Origin of the sequence: Flaviramulus multivorans, from assembly GCF_021728415.1 — a bacterium.
Lineage (GTDB): Bacteria > Bacteroidota > Bacteroidia > Flavobacteriales > Flavobacteriaceae > Sabulilitoribacter > Sabulilitoribacter multivorans.
Window position 1 is genome coordinate 110,108 of sequence record NZ_JAKKDV010000007.1, and the last position, 16,222, is coordinate 126,329.

Genomic DNA, 16,222 nt, shown 5'->3' on the forward strand with positions numbered 1-16,222 from the left:
AGCAAAACATAATTCCAAAAAAATAACACCAATGTCTAAAATCATTTACACAAAAACTGACGAAGCACCAGCGCTAGCAACCCGATCTTTATTACCTATTGTACAGGCATTTATAAAATCTTCAGGCATTAATATTGAAACTAAAGATATTTCTTTAGCAGCCAGAATTCTTGCTGTATTTCCTGATTTTTTAAATGAAAATCAACGTGTTTCAGATGATTTAATGATGCTTGGTGAATTGGCAAAAAAGCCAGAAGCTAATATTATAAAACTACCAAATATAAGTGCTTCAATTCCTCAGTTAAAGGCAGCCATAAAGGAATTACAATCTCAAGGGTTTAATATTCCTAACTACCCTGATGAAGCTAGAAATGATTCAGAAAAAGACATAAAATCACGCTACGACAAAATCAAAGGAAGTGCGGTAAACCCGGTGCTAAGAGAAGGAAATAGTGATAGACGTGCGCCAAAGGCGGTGAAAAACTACGCTAAGAAAAATCCACATTCAATGGGTGCATGGTCTAGCGATTCAAAAACACATGTTGCTACAATGAGCAGTGGTGATTTTGCTCATAACGAGAAATCTGTAACCCTTGCTGATGCTACAAATGTTAAAATTGAACATACAGATAGTAACGGAAATGTAACTGTTTTAAAAGATAGCTTCCCCTTACTAAAAGGAGAGATTATAGATGCTACCGTAATGAATAAAAAAGCCTTGTTAAGATTTTTTGAAGAGCAAGTAGCCGATGCAAGAGAACAAGGTGTGTTGTTTTCATTACATATGAAAGGCACTATGATGAAAGTTAGTGATCCTATTATTTTTGGTCACGCCGTAAAAATATACTTTAAAGATGTTTTTGAAAAGCATGGAAAAGTTATCGAAGAACTTGGAGTTAATGTAAACTCTGGTCTTGGAAACCTTTTAGAGCGCATCAAAGAACTGCCTGATTCAAAAAGACAAGAAATTGAATCAGATATTGAGGCAACTTATAAAAATGGGCCTTCTATAGCCATGGTAAATTCCGATAAAGGGATTACCAATTTACATGTTCCAAGCGATGTTATAATTGATGCTTCCATGCCAGCTATGATTCGTACTTCGGGGCAAATGTGGAATTCTGAAGGTAAATTACAAGATACAAAAGCAGTAATTCCAGACAGTAGTTATGCTGGTGTTTATGCAGCAACTATTGATTTTTGTAAGAAGAATGGCGCTTTTGATCCAACAACCATGGGTACAGTTCCTAATGTAGGGCTTATGGCTCAAAAAGCTGAAGAGTACGGTTCGCATGATAAAACTTTCGAAATTTCATCAAATGGTGTAGCTCGTGTTGTTGATGCTTCAGGGAATGTTTTATTACAACACAATGTTGAAACCGGCGACATTTGGAGAATGTGTCAAACAAAAGACGCTCCAATTCAAGACTGGGTAAAACTAGCTATTACCCGTGCCAAAGCATCAGAAACTCCTGCAGTTTTTTGGTTAGATAAAAATAGAGCGCATGATGCAGAATTGATTAAAAAAGTTAATACTTATTTAAAGGAATACGATACTTCTAATCTAGACTTAAGAATTTTATCTCCAATAGATGCAACTATTTTTACTTGTGAAAGACTTAAAGAAGGAAAAGATACTATATCAGTTTCTGGAAACGTATTACGTGATTATTTAACTGATTTATTCCCGATTTTAGAAGTTGGAACAAGTGCAAAAATGTTATCTATTGTACCTTTAATGAACGGTGGTGGTTTATTTGAAACGGGTGCTGGTGGATCTGCTCCAAAACATGTTGAACAATTACTTGAAGAAAACCACTTACGTTGGGATTCTTTAGGAGAATTTTTAGCTTTAGCAGTTTCTTTAGAGCATTATAGCGAAGTAAACAACAATAATAAAGCAAAAGTTTTAAGTGAAACCTTAGACGATGCTACTGAAACATTATTGGAGAATAAAAAAGGTCCTTCTAGAAATGCTGGTGAATTAGACAATAGAGGTAGCCATTTCTATTTAGCTATGTATTGGGCTCAAGAATTGGCAAATCAAAATAAAGATGAAGCTTTAAAAGCTGAATTTACACCTATTGCAAAGCAGCTGTTAGACAATGAATCTATCATAGTCAACGAACTGAACGCTGTTCAAGGTAAAGCGGTGAGTATAGGTGGTTATTATGAGCCAAATGAAGCTCTCATTAACCAGGTGATGAGACCTAGCAAAACTTTTAATGCTATATTAGGTTAATTTAACTTTAACAATATTTTAAAGCTCCTTATTTAGGAGCTTTTTTTATACTTTTATAAAAAATTGCTTTTTTCATGAAAAACCTATTTTGGTTTGTTTTTACATTGTGTTTTTCTTTAAATGCCCAACAAAAGTTCACTTTAAGTGGTACGGTTTCCGAAGAAAAAAGTAATGAAACTCTAATCGGGGTTAATATAATTTTTCCTGAAATTCAATCAGGTGCAACTACAAATGAGTATGGTTTTTATTCTATAACCTTGCCAGAAGGAACATATAAAATCATAATTAGTTATTTAGGATACGAAACTATTTATGAAACCATTTTTCTCACAGAAAACATCACAAAAAGTTTTAGTCTTGTTGATGCTCTCGAAAATTTAGATGAAGTAATTATAACTGATAATATTGAAAAACTCAATATAAAAACACCTCAAATGAGTGTTAACAAACTCACTTCTAGCACCATAAAAAACATACCAGTTGTATTGGGAGAATCCGATATTATCAAAGCTATAACTTTACTTCCTGGTGTTACAAATGCTGGTGAAGGGTCTTCAGGATTTAACGTTCGTGGTGGTAGTGCAGATCAAAATTTAATACTTTTAGATGAAGCTACCATTTATAACTCTTCACATCTATTTGGATTCTTTTCGGTTTTCAACCCTGATGCCATAAAAGATTTAAGGCTTTACAAAGGCGGAATTCCAGCACGTTATGGAGGCAGAGTATCATCAGTATTAGACATTTATCAAAAAGAAGGGAATAATAAAGAATTTCATATGAACGGCGGAATTGGATTAGTTTCTAGTAGATTACTTGCCGAAGGTCCAATTATTAAAGAAAAAGGTTCATTTCTATTGGCTGGTCGTTCAAGTTACGCACATTTATTCTTACCACTTTTTGATATTAATAACATTGCTTACTTCTATGATTTAAACACCAAACTAAGTTATAAATTGAACGACCGAAACAATATCTATATGTCGGGTTATTTTGGTCGTGATGTTTTTAGAATTGAAGACACTTTTGAAAACATTTATGGAAACTCCGTTTTAAACTTTAGATGGAATCATCTTTTTTCAGACAAACTATTTTCAAATCTCTCATTAATTTATTCAGACTACTATTATAATTTAGAACTTAGTTTTGTTGAATTTGATTGGGTTTCAGGCATTCAAAACTTTAATTTAAAATACGATTTCAAACATTACATAAGCAATAAAATAAAATTACAATACGGATTAAACAGCATTTATCATAGATTTAATCCTGGTGACATAAAACCAACTGTGGAATCTTCGGGTATAAACCCATTCAAACTTATTGATAAATATGCTTTTGAAAATGCTATTTATTTAGACGCAGAACATAATATTTCTGATAAAATATCGCTTTCTTATGGATTACGCCTTAGTTCATTTCACCGTTTAGGACAAGATGGACTCAATGTTTATGAAAATGATGAAGCAGTACTATTTAATGAAGATTTTCAAATTTATGAAAAAGCATCACCCATTGGTACTGAAACATTTAAAAGAAGTGATGTTATTGCTAAGTTTTTTAATTTAGAACCAAGAGCTTCTTTAGCATATGAAATAACAGATAACAGCTCTTTTAAAATTAGTTATAATAGAATGAGTCAATATTTACATTTACTCTCAAATACAAACTCACCTACTCCACTAGACATATGGACTCCAAGCGGAAAATATATTAAACCGCAATTACTCGACCAATATGCTGTTGGGTATTTTAAAAATTTCAACAGCAACTATTCTTTAGAATTAGAAAGTTTTTATAAAACTGTAAAAAACAGAATCGACTATATTGATGGCGCCGATTTAATAGCTAACAACGCCATTGAGCAGGTAATACTTAATGGGCGCGCAAGGGCCTATGGATTGGAAGTTCTTTTAAGAAAAAATGAAGGCAAGTTTAAAGGGTGGATAGCTTATACATTATCAAAATCCGAACAACAAACTAAAGGCAGAAACGAAACAGAATTAGGAATAAATAATGGGAATTGGTACAACACACCCTATGATAAAACACATGATATTTCCTTTACGGGTAGCTACCAATGGAACGAAAAATGGCAAATAAATTCTAATTTTTTATTTCAAACAGGGCAGCCAACAACTTTTCCTAACGCTCAATATGTTTACAATGGCATGAATATACCGAGTTATAGTGGAAGAAACTCTGATAGGTTACCAACGTATAATAGATTAGATATTTCATTAAATTATACGCCAAATCCTAAAAAAAGCAAAGAGCTGCAAAGTAATTGGGTATTTAGCATTTATAATATTTATAATCGAAGAAACGCCAGTTCCATTTCGTTTAATAGAAATACAGATATTGGAAGAAATGAAGCAACCCGTTTGGCTATTTTCGGAATTGTTCCATCAATATCCTATAATTTTAAACTTTAGTTTTATGAAAAAAATTGTAATCATACTGTTAAGTTTAATTTTTGTTTCTTGTGAAGATGTTATTGATGTGGACTTAAAAACTTCCGAACCAAGACTGGTTATAGATGCTTCAATCAATTGGATTAAAGGAACACAAGGCGAAATTCAACTTATAAAACTTTCACTTACAGCACCCTACTTTGACGAGACTATACCTGCAGCCACTGGAGCATCGGTTATTGTTACAGATTCAAATAATAATACTTTCAATTTTATTGAAGAAGGAAGTTCTGGCGTTTATATAAATGATTCGTTTATTCCAGAAATTGGAGCGACCTATAATCTTACAATCAATTATAACAATGAAATATATTTAGCTAGCGAAACATTAATACCTGTTGTTCCAATTGAATTCGTAGAACAGAAAAATGATGGCGGATTTGCTGGTGATGAAGTAGAAATAAAAGCATTTTATACTGACCCAGGAGGAATTGAAAACTTTTATTTCTTTGAGTTTATTAAAACTTCTACAAGCGCCCAAAACCTAGAAGTCTATGACGATGAATTTACAGATGGAAATCAGATTTTTGCCTTTCATTCTGACGAAACCCTTGAAGCTGGGGATGAATTGATAATCCGAAACTCAGGCATATCGCAGCGTTATTACGAATATTTAAATATCTTATTACAACAAACAGATGATCAATCTGGTGATCCTTTTCAAACACAACCAGCAACAGTAAGAGGTAATTGTATAAATCAAACAAATTTTAGTAATTATCCTTTCGGATATTTTCGCGCTTCTGAAACGGATGTTTTTATCTATACCATTCAATAAATATAAATACCATCTTATATTTTTACTTATTTTTGAATTATGAGTTTTATCAAGACTACTGAGCAGGATTCTAATTACAATCATCTAGAAAAGATGAGTGTTTCAGAGTTGCTAAAAAACATTAATAAAGAAGATCAAACGGTTCCCAATGCTGTTAAAAAAGCTCTACCTCAAATAGGAATTCTTGTAGAAATCGTTGTAAACAAACTAAAAGAAGGTGGTAGGTTGTTTTATATTGGTGCTGGCACGAGTGGTAGATTAGGAATTTTAGATGCATCTGAATGTCCTCCAACTTTTGGTGTTCCCCATGATTTGGTTATCGGTCTTATTGCAGGTGGAGATTCTGCTATTAGGAAGGCAGTTGAATTTGCTGAAGACTCAACAACCCAAGGTTGGGGAGATCTTAAAGAATATAATATTTCAAATAAGGACGTTGTTATTGGTATTGCGGCATCTGGAACTACACCGTATGTTATCGCTGCTCTAGAAAATTGCAACAAAAACAATATTATTACAGGGTGTATTACATGTAATCACAATAGTCCATTATCCCAAACAGCAAACTATCCAATCGAGGTTATTGTTGGCCCTGAATTCGTAACAGGAAGTTCCAGAATGAAAGCAGGTACGGCTCAAAAACTAGTGCTTAACATGATAACTACAACCACTATGATTCAACTAGGTCATATTAAAGGTAGTAAAATGATTGATATGCAATTGAGTAATAATAAACTAGTTAACAGAGGTACAAAAATGATAATGGATGCACTTAATATAAATGAAATTGAGGCTCAAGCGCTTCTTAACAAATATAAAAACGTTCGACTAGCTATTCAAAACTATACGAATGCAGGAAAATAGAACTGATAAATCTGTACTCATGAAAGGTATCAAAATTATGATATTAGCTTTATTGAGTCTTTTTTTAGGCCCAATATTTCTGCACTTAGCTTTAAGTAACAAAGAAAAACCCCTTTATTTTCCATTATTAATAGTAGGCTGTTTGATTTGCATAGCGGCTATTATATTAATGTTTAAAGGGATAAACACCATAATGAATAGTATATTTAAAAATAAAAACTCTTAGTTTAAGGGTACTTCTTTTGGAGTAGTAGGATTATATCCGAAATTTTCGTCATTGATTGAAAATCCTTGTCTGTCTAAAATATAATTTATAATTGCATAATGATGAATAGTATGGCTGGTAGCTTGAGCAAATAATCCTCCAAAAGTATAAGGAATCTCAACTTTACCCAAACCCAGATCATCAATTACAACAATTTTATCTTGCATTTCAACTTCTAAAGTATTTAACCTATCAATTATACTATTCAAATATGCTTTAGCACAACTACAACTTGACTCTACCTCTTTACTTCTACTTCTTGCAGTTAAATCAATTTGATTATTTAAATCTCTATTAAAAATACAATCATAAAAGTCTAAAATATGCCTTAGATGAGAGCCTATACTTGAATGATAAGGAGGGATTGAATGATTACAAAATTCTTCATCGCTTAAACTACTTAATAAATTTCTAGATTTTTGGAGGGTTTCAATGGTAGACTTAATGATGATATTCATAATCACTAAAATAGCTAATTAAATTTAATTAAAATTATTTTCAATTAGTCTTACAATATCTATTTCCTTACACATATAATGGAAAAACAAAATCCTGTAATGTATCCTAAATAAATTATTAGAAAATACTTAGTACTAAACAGGTTTTTTAGTTATAAAAATTATCATTAAATTTAATTCTCCCTGAATGTAATTCTTATAACTTTTGAAAATAATTGATTACATATCAGCTTATTCAAAAACCTTTATTGGTTTTTTTATATTAATTTCTTCTCAATTAGTATGGTGCCAATCACAAATAGCTTTTAGCCATTTATCTATTGAAGACGGGTTGTCGCAAAATAGTATAATTAGTATGGCACAAGATAGTATTGGCTATATGTGGTTTGCCACTCAAGATGGTCTTAACAGATATGATGGAAATTCTTTTAAGATTTATAACAAACAATTTGAAGATATTACTAGACCCAATTTTAGTAGATTAGGAAAAATATATATTGACAAACAAAATAAATTTTGGGCAATTACAAACTCTGGAAATTTGGAGTTTTATAATCCTAAAGATGATGCCTTTTATAAATTAAAAACCTTCAACTCTGTAAGCACGATTATTCAAGATAATAAACTTAACACATACATTGGCACTTATGGAAAGGGTTTCTATAAAATAGATGCAAAAACAAAAGATACAATACAACTGTTTAAAAATCAAGATATAAATAAATCAATCTACGATTTTTTTCACCACAACAATCATATCTATATAGCTGCTTCTGGAGGACTTTTTGTTTTAAAGGAGAATGATTATCATCTAATTAGTAATAGCGATCCAAACCTAACATATAGCAGTATTGAAAGAACAAGCGACGGTACACTTTGGTTTGGAACTTTTGGAAGTGGTCTCTATTTTAAAAAACAAACAGATAAAAACATAAAACCATTTAAAGAATTCGGAAATATTAAGTTACCGGAAAATTTAAATATAGAAGACCTTCTGATTGATAGTAATGATAATTTATGGATTGCCACCTATGGAAAAGGAGCGTTCATATTGGACTTTGAAAAAAACAAAACCATAAACTTTCTTGAAAACAAGTCAGATCCTTTTGCAATTCATTATAATGATATTTTGTCTTTATATGAAGATAATACAGGCATAGTTTGGCTTGGAAGTGATGGTGCTGGCGTTAGTTATTATGATAGACATTTAATAAAATTTAATGTACTTACGAATAAACAAATGCCAAAGTCTGTAAATATTGATGTTGTAAGAAGTGTAACAACCAATGAGGTTGGTGAAATCTGGATTGGTACATCAGGTAAAGGACTTACTTATGTTGATATTGAAAAAAATATTTACAAAACATTTAAATCTGATAATTCGTGCTTAAATAGTAATCGTATTATTAGTTTAAGTTACTCTGATAAATCACTTTGGATTGGACATCAAGGTTTTGGATTAAATATTATGGAACCAGATGAAAAGTGTATAACATTTCCCGAAATATCAAATCATGTGATTTGGAAAATTGTACCAATATCACCTGAAAAAAGTTGGCTATGTACAGAAAATAAAGGTCTTATTTTGTTTGATAAATATCAAGGTATTGTTGAAGAATATAATAGTTCAAACTCAGCGCTCGTTACAAACAATATAATGACAATTGCCTTTGATAGTTTAAATAACATATATATAGGTACACAAGATAATGGTGTTTTTCTATTAGAGGGAAAAACAAAAGAAATCTCAAAAATTAATTTATTGTCGCATGGCATTAAATCGCTCATTATTAAAGATGAAGTTTTATGGGTTGGTACCAATGGTCATGGTCTTGAGCGATACGACTTGAAAGCTAAAAATGTTAAAAACTATACTAAAGAACAAGGGTTACCAAACAATGTGATTTATGGCATATTGCCAGATGATGATGGTAACCTTTGGTTAAGTAGTAATATTGGCTTAACAAAATTTAAAATAATTAATGAAAAAGAAACACCAATTATAGAAAACTATAACAACTATGATGGTCTTCAAGCTTTAGAATTTAATACTGGTGCCTATTATAAATCCGATGACGGAACTCTTTATTTTGGTGGTTTAGAAGGTATTAACTGGTTTCATCCTAGTCAATTTACATATAATACCGTTGAGCCTAAAACTATTATTACAGGACTTGAATTATTTAATAAGCCTATAGAAAAGATTGAAAACCATCAATTTAATCATAATGAAAACACAATAACATTTACGTTTTCGAGCTTACATTTTTCACAGCCAGAACGAAATCAATTTAAATACCGATTAATTAATAACGACCCAGATTGGATTAATTCTGGAAAGAGCAATAGAGCTCATTACACAAATTTAACTCCAAACACCTATGAGTTTCAGGTAATATCAAGCAATTATGATGGTGTTTGGAATGAAATTCCAGCCACTTATAGCTTCATAATAAAACAACCTTGGTACTTAACAAATACCGCAATAACACTTTACGTATTACTATTTATAATATTAGTTTATAGTGTTTACTTATATTTTAAATGGCGATGGCAAATAAAATTACAACTTCAGCTTGAACATAATGAAACTGAACGCTTAAAACATTTGGATGAAATTAAAACCAAACTCTATTCAAACGTATCTCACGAATTCAAAACTCCATTATCACTTATTTTAAACCCAATTGAAAGTCAATTATCAAAAAAAGATATTTCAAAAAAAGATAAAACCGAATTATCACTTGTACATCGGAATGCAAAACGCCTTTTAGATTTGGTAAATCAGCTTATGGATTTATCAAAATTAGAAGCTGGGAGTTTAAAGTTACAAGTAAATCAAGATGATTTAAGTCCCTTTATAAAACAACTTGTATCCTCTTTTAAATACGGTATAAAAAAGAAGAACATTTCATTAAAAAGTAGCATCCCAGATATCAAAAATGTTTGGTTTGACAAAGATGCTATTGAAAAGATTTTAACCAACTTACTGTCAAATGCTGTAAAATTTACACCAAAAAATGGGCACATCAATTTAAATATTACCACACAAAAAAACCATATAATAATTACTATTATAAACAATTATCATGCTCTTGACTCAAAAAACATAAATAATTTATTTACCAGATATTATAGAGCGAATTCTAATATAGAAGGCACTGGCATTGGGTTAGCTTTAGTAAAAGAATTGGTCTCTTTATCAAAAGGAAATATTGTAGCCAATACAATTAATACAAACGAAATTCAATTTACTGTTACCTTACCTGTTTATAAAGAAGCCTTTAAGGCTGAGGATATAAATGAAACATTGGAAATGAAGGAGTCTGTTACAGAAGACCAACATTTTGAAAACAATATCCCCGATGAAAAACCAATGATTTTAATTGTTGAAGATGACAACGATGTTAGAACTTATATAACATCCTTACTTAACTCCACTTACAAAGTTATAACAGCTAAAAACGGAAAAACAGGTATTAATAAAGCCCTTAAAAATATCCCAGACCTCATTGTAAGTGATGTTATGATGCCATTAAAAAATGGTATTGAGCTCTGTAATATTTTAAAACAAAATGAGCTAACTAGTCATATACCAATTATACTATTAACGGCTAAAAGTGATGACGAAAGTGAGCTAGAAGGCCTTAGAGCTAAAGCCGATGATTACATAACGAAACCATTTAAATCTAGAATTTTAGAGACACGAATTGCTAATTTAATAACATTAAGAAAAGCACTTCAAAGCCGTTATAGTCAAGAAATTATTCACAAACCTAAAGATATTGCCATAACATCCTTAGATGAAGTTTTTTTAAATAAGATAGAAAACATACTTATTAAAAACCTAGTAAATGAAACGTTTGATGCCAAATCTTTTAGTAAAAATATGTTGATGAGCAGAATGCAATTACATAGAAAACTAAAAGCGTTAACGGGTTTATCTACAACTGAATTTTTACGTTCACAACGTTTAAAATTGGCAGTTTCTTTGCTTAAAAAATCTGACCACACCATTTCAGAAATTGCTTATCAGGTAGGTTTTAGCTCTCCTTCCTATTTTATTAAATGCTTTAAAGAAAACTATGCTTGCACACCAAATGCATATAGAAACAATACTTAAAGTGTTATTATAATACCAATGTTACATAATTGTAACACTTTGTTACATATGTATTATGGTAAACAATGTCTTCAACCTAATTTTACCAAAAGCAATATTTATAGCAAGTCTCCTATCTAGCTAAAAACTAATAAATAGCCATGTTACATAAAAAAGATGAGCATGATAAAAATGAAGAGTCCGAACCTATTTATTTAAGTATAGACCACTTAAAGGATGGGACGTATCAATTCAATTTCATGTTAAAAGATAAAGTTATAAAGTCTATTAAACTTAAGAAATAAAGATGCTATTAATCAAGTGTGAAGAAGGGAACGATGAAGATACAAATTGGATTTGTTCCCTTTTTAAAGTTAAATAAGCAACAAAATATGAAACCAAAATTAATTTTTACTGTTCTTCTACTATTTACAGGGTTTCAAACCCAAGCACAACTTTTAGAAAAATTAAAAGAACGCGCTAAAGAAAAAGGTTTAGAAACCAGAGAAATTTCCATTGACACCTCAAACAATGCTAAACATAGAACTACATCATACGAAAAGGAAGAACTAACCATCAATTCTGCTAAAGACTTTTTTACATCAGATGTTATCATGCAACTATACCATGATAGTGATGCTGTAGTGCATACACAATATTTTGATTCTGAAACCATCGCCATGCGTACAGAATTTCCGGGCGATTCAGAAAAACCACTCTTCCAAGACCGTAAAGGTTTTATCTATGGTTATGATGATATTGAAGGTCAATATGAAAAAAGAACGCTAGCCTCATCTGGCATGATGGGGTTTATGATGGCTGGTATGATACCACAAGCCTACAAACTTCCTCCTGAACCCTATTTGGAAGCATTTCAAGCACTTGAAAACATGGAAATCGCCACCAGTTTTATGTTAATTGAGTTGGCATTTATATACAAACCCCACCATTTTGAAGATGATGATTATTACAGCCCTTCAAAAATTACATATAAAGGTTCTAATAATTGCACAAAATTTAGTTATAACGACGCCGAATACCCTGGAAGTTATATCCTTTTTGACGACAAAAGTCGCTTAATGGAATTGTATATAAACACCATCAATCCACAAGTAAAAGAAGAAGACCATCCTACAGGAAAATTTATTTACACCTATAAAAATGTTGATGTAAACCTTCCAGATGCCGTTGAAAAATCTTTGATGCCTGGGCCTTTAGGTAAATTAATTCCGCTTGAAAAAGGTCTTGAACCTTGGAAACACAATAAAAAAGACAAACAAAAAAAATAAAACTTTATAATTATGAATACAAAGAATATAACGCTTATTGTGCTAAGCTTATGCTTTAGCATGTCCGTAATGGCACAAGATCCTACCAAAAAAATCATGCAAGGTTTAATGGGTAAAAACAAACTAGACACAAAAAAATTACCTGACGTTTATGAATTTGATTGGGAATTTAAAACCGAAATTAAAACTGGTAAAGACGAAACCATGCAAATGAATTATCTCATCAATTCAGATAGTAAAGACTACTTTGGTTTGCAAATGTCTTCAGAGGAACTAAAAGGTAAAGGCACCATGCAAATGGTTATGGATTCCAAGGAAAAAGTAACGGTTATGTACATGGATATGAATGGCCAAAAGATGGCGCAAATGAATAAAATGCCCGAACAAAAGGCAAATAAAAATAATCCTAAATACAGTTATAAAGAAATAGGTACGAAAACCATTTTAGGCTTTACTTGTTACGGCATGCAAATTGAAAATGGCGATTATATTAACGATATCTATTTTACTCTCGATGCACCAGTTAATTTTAGTGCTTTTTTTGCATTCGCCAATAATAAAAATGCTCCAAAAGGATTCGATCCTGCCTTATTACAAGTATTAGAAGAAGATGCTCTCCTTATGGAAATGACGGGTACACACAAAAAGAAAAGCAAAAATAATTTTACAATGACGGCTATTAGTCTTGAAGAAAAAAACACCGAAATAAAAAAGGAAGATTATCAATTTATGAGTTTCGGAATGGGTTTTTAATCTAACTGTAATTAAAAAGTATCGGCTATTAATCTAAATACCAACCATTATGAAAAATATACAATACATCTTATTAATGCTTTTAATTTCTGGCTTCGCGTATGCCCAAAATAAAAGCATTAACTACAAGGCATTAATAAAGGATGACAGCAATAATGTTTTATCCAATCAAAATATAATTATTGAATTTTCAATTCTAGAAGGACCAGAAATAGCTTTTTCAGATGTAATCTACGCTGAAAGTCATACTGTAAGTACAGACGATAATGGAATTGTTATAGTAAATATTGGTGAAGGAATCCCTTTATCTGGGTTTGAAGATGTTTATAACCAATTAGATTGGAGAAGTATGAGCTTTTTTGGTTCACGCTTTTTAAAAGTACAAATAGATTCTGGCTCTGGACTCACAGATATGGGTACTACCGAGTTTAAGTCGGTACCTTTTGCATTATTTGCAGAACAATCGAACAATACAGGACTTGAATTAATAAACGAGGGTAGCGGAAATGGATGGCGACTAATAGGAAGACCGGAAGATTTCTATGGTCCAATTGCTGTAGGTGCAGTAGATTTAAGCTATAGTTGGGGGCCTTCGCCTACTAACGGTGCTACGGGAAATTATGCAACTGCTGTGGGATTAAATACAACTGCATCGGGTCAAAGCTCCTTTGCATCAGGGGTTGGCACTATAGCATCACAAGCACAAGCTACTGCTATGGGTGCAGGAACCGTTGCTTCTGGGCATTCTTCCACCGCAATGGGAATAGGCACCAGAGCAGAGGCTCCCAACTCAACGGCTATAGGTCTTTATAATATTGGTGGAGGTGACCCATTGTTGGCATCCTCTACAGATCCCTTGTTCGAAATTGGAAATGGAAATTATGTAGATGGAACTAATGATAACCGCTCTAACGCTTTAACAGTATTAAGAAATGGAAACGCAACATTATCAGGTACACTTACTCAAAATTCGGATAAACGATTAAAAACCAATATTGCGGCAATACCGTACGGATTAAAAACTATTTTAAAATTAAAACCAGTTTCTTACAATTGGAAAAAATATCCAGAACAAGTCAAAAAATCCTTCGGGCTTATAGCGCAAGATGTCCAACCCATCATAAATGAAATTGTAAGTATTGGTATAGATAAAGACCAGACATTAAGTGTTAGCTATAATGAGCTAATACCCATACTAATAAAAGCCATACAAGAACAACAAGACATTATAAACAAGCAAGATGCAAAAATCAATGGCTTAACTGCAGAACTAGAGCAATTAAAAACACTTGACCAACGTGTTAAACAATTAGAAGCATTAACTAACGGTCAGCAATAATCTAAACTTATGAAAATTGAACTTACAGCTTTAATGATACTACTAACCTGTTCTTTACAGGCGCAAATTATTGAAAAATTCAGTATTGACAGTGGTGGGGACAACTTTAGTAATGGGAGTATTCAATTATTATATACCATTGGAGAAGTTAATGTGCAAGAACTAAGTACCGGAAACACAATAGTTTCTGAAGGGTTTATTAACTCAAGCAATTCAGGTACTTTGGGTATAAACAATCTTCATTGGAGTCAGAATAAAATTATTGTTTACCCTAATCCAACCTCAAGATTCATAAATATATCTTCAGAGGTTTCAATTACTAAAATTGAAGTTTTTAATTTACTAGGAGAAAATATATTTACTACATATACTACTAATTATATTGATTTAACCAATTTAAATTCAGGTATATATATGATTAATATTCATACGGAAAACGGACATGTAACAAAAAAAATAGTTTTAAAATAACATACTGCCAACTCTAAAATAATCAATAAAACACCTAAAAATTTTAAATCATGAATCTAGTTAAACAAACAAAAATTTTATCATTGTCAATATTGATATTATTCGTTTTTAGTTGTAAAACAGATAAAAAAGAACAAAATAAAATAAAAAAGGACATAGAAAAACAACAAAATTATATTGAAATCATAACTCGCAGTATGGAGTTTATTTGTCCAGACACCATTTCTTCAGGTTGGAACACTTTTAAATATTATAATTTATCCAACGAAACACACTTTTTCTTAATGGATAAATACCCAGAAGGAAAAACTATAGAAAATACTTTAACAGACATAGCTCCTACATTTGAAAAAGGAATGGATTTAATAAATGAAGGAAAGTCACAAGAAGGTTTTGCCGAATTTAACAACCTTCCAGAATGGTTTTTTAGTGTTCAATTTTGTGGTGGTTCTGGTCTCATAGGACCAAAAAAAACATCAACCACAACAATCAAATTAGATCCGGGATATTATATTATGGAATGCTATGTAAAAATGCCCAACGGTAAATTCCATACATCTATGGGAATGGCTAAACCCATTATTGTAACAGATAAAGATAGCGGAAATATCCCTCCTACTGCAGATGTCAATATTAGTATTTCTAAAAATGAGGGAATTACATATACAGGGAATTTAAGTAAAGGAGAACACATTTTTTCCGTCAACTTTGTAGATCAAGGTCCGCATGAACATTTTGTTGGTCACGATGTAAATTTAGTAAAACTAGATGCTAATGCAGATATTGAAAAACTGGAAGCTTGGATGAATTGGTCAACACCTTTTGGTTTAAAAACGCCTGTACCAGCTGGTGTAACCTTTTTAGGAGGTGTAAATGAATCTCCCGCTGGCTCCGTAGGCTATTTTAAAGCTACTCTAACTTCTGGTAAGTATGCCTTTATTTCTGAAGTACCAAATAACAAGGAAAAAGGTATGCTAAAAATATTTTCAATAACAGAATAAATATTTATATAAAACAAACTCCCTTCATGTTTCCATGAAGTGGGTTTAAAAAAGGTAACGACTCTGCGCTCTCACAAATTTAGTACCATCGGAACTAATAGGCTTAACTTCCTATAAAGTCCGTCTTATTTAATTAATAATAGCTTTTTACTTATTTCAGTTTAGTTTATCACAAAAAAAATCCCCAAC

13 protein-coding genes are annotated in these 16,222 nt (G+C 31.5%); 12 read left to right on the forward strand and 1 reads right to left on the reverse strand.

Annotation, left to right across the window (positions count from 1 at the left end; all coding sequences use genetic code 11):
• Positions 1-31 precede the first annotated feature (31 nt).
• The 5 genes from L3X39_RS13820 (at position 32) to L3X39_RS13840 (ending at position 6,581) form a co-directional block, all read left to right on the forward strand.
• Positions 32-2,242: an NADP-dependent isocitrate dehydrogenase gene (locus tag L3X39_RS13820; RefSeq protein ID WP_237232453.1), complete on the forward strand. Its 2,211-nt coding sequence runs from the start codon at positions 32-34 to the stop codon at positions 2,240-2,242.
• A gap of 74 nt (positions 2,243-2,316) precedes the next feature.
• A complete protein-coding gene (locus tag L3X39_RS13825) occupies positions 2,317-4,677 on the forward strand; it encodes a TonB-dependent receptor (RefSeq protein WP_237232454.1) in 2,361 nt (786 codons plus the stop codon).
• 4 nt (positions 4,678-4,681) lie between these two features.
• Positions 4,682-5,494: a DUF4249 domain-containing protein gene (locus tag L3X39_RS13830; RefSeq protein ID WP_237232455.1), complete on the forward strand. Its 813-nt coding sequence runs from the start codon at positions 4,682-4,684 to the stop codon at positions 5,492-5,494.
• A gap of 39 nt (positions 5,495-5,533) precedes the next feature.
• Complete coding sequence (gene murQ, locus L3X39_RS13835) at positions 5,534-6,355, forward strand: N-acetylmuramic acid 6-phosphate etherase (protein WP_237232456.1); 822 nt, start codon at positions 5,534-5,536, stop codon at positions 6,353-6,355.
• Between the two features lie 37 nt (positions 6,356-6,392).
• On the forward strand, positions 6,393-6,581 hold the full coding sequence (locus L3X39_RS13840; RefSeq protein ID WP_237232466.1) for a DUF6095 family protein: 189 nt from the start codon (positions 6,393-6,395) through the stop codon (positions 6,579-6,581).
• Here the strand turns inward: L3X39_RS13840 and L3X39_RS13845 are convergent.
• A complete protein-coding gene (locus tag L3X39_RS13845; protein ID WP_237232457.1) occupies positions 6,578-7,078 on the reverse strand; it encodes a DinB family protein in 501 nt (166 codons plus the stop codon). The two genes, L3X39_RS13840 and L3X39_RS13845, sit on opposite strands and share 4 nt — an antisense overlap.
• Positions 7,079-7,283: 205 nt before the next feature.
• Between L3X39_RS13845 and L3X39_RS13850 the strand changes: the two genes are divergently transcribed.
• The 7 genes from L3X39_RS13850 to L3X39_RS13880 all read left to right on the forward strand — a co-directional run bounded on the left by L3X39_RS13850 (position 7,284) and on the right by L3X39_RS13880 (position 16,033).
• Positions 7,284-11,201, forward strand: coding sequence for a hybrid sensor histidine kinase/response regulator transcription factor (locus L3X39_RS13850; RefSeq protein ID WP_237232458.1), 3,918 nt, complete (start codon positions 7,284-7,286; stop codon positions 11,199-11,201).
• Between the two features lie 140 nt (positions 11,202-11,341).
• Complete coding sequence (locus L3X39_RS13855; protein ID WP_237232459.1) at positions 11,342-11,485, forward strand: hypothetical protein; 144 nt, start codon at positions 11,342-11,344, stop codon at positions 11,483-11,485.
• Positions 11,486-11,572: 87 nt separating this feature from the next.
• Positions 11,573-12,469, forward strand: coding sequence for a hypothetical protein (locus L3X39_RS13860; RefSeq protein ID WP_237232460.1), 897 nt, complete (start codon positions 11,573-11,575; stop codon positions 12,467-12,469).
• Positions 12,470-12,481: 12 nt separating this feature from the next.
• Positions 12,482-13,222: a DUF4412 domain-containing protein gene (locus L3X39_RS13865; RefSeq protein ID WP_237232461.1), complete on the forward strand. Its 741-nt coding sequence runs from the start codon at positions 12,482-12,484 to the stop codon at positions 13,220-13,222.
• Positions 13,223-13,271: 49 nt separating this feature from the next.
• Positions 13,272-14,561, forward strand: a complete 1,290-nt coding sequence (locus L3X39_RS13870) for a tail fiber domain-containing protein (protein WP_237232462.1) — start codon at positions 13,272-13,274, stop codon at positions 14,559-14,561.
• 9 nt (positions 14,562-14,570) lie between these two features.
• Positions 14,571-15,032 carry a T9SS type A sorting domain-containing protein gene (locus L3X39_RS13875; RefSeq protein WP_237232463.1) on the forward strand — a complete coding sequence of 154 codons (462 nt, stop codon included), beginning with the start codon at positions 14,571-14,573 and terminating at the stop codon, positions 15,030-15,032.
• A gap of 50 nt (positions 15,033-15,082) precedes the next feature.
• The gene (locus L3X39_RS13880) at positions 15,083-16,033 is read left to right on the forward strand and encodes a hypothetical protein (RefSeq protein ID WP_237232464.1); all 951 of its coding nucleotides are present in this window, start codon (positions 15,083-15,085) and stop codon (positions 16,031-16,033) included.
• Positions 16,034-16,222 lie beyond the last annotated feature (189 nt).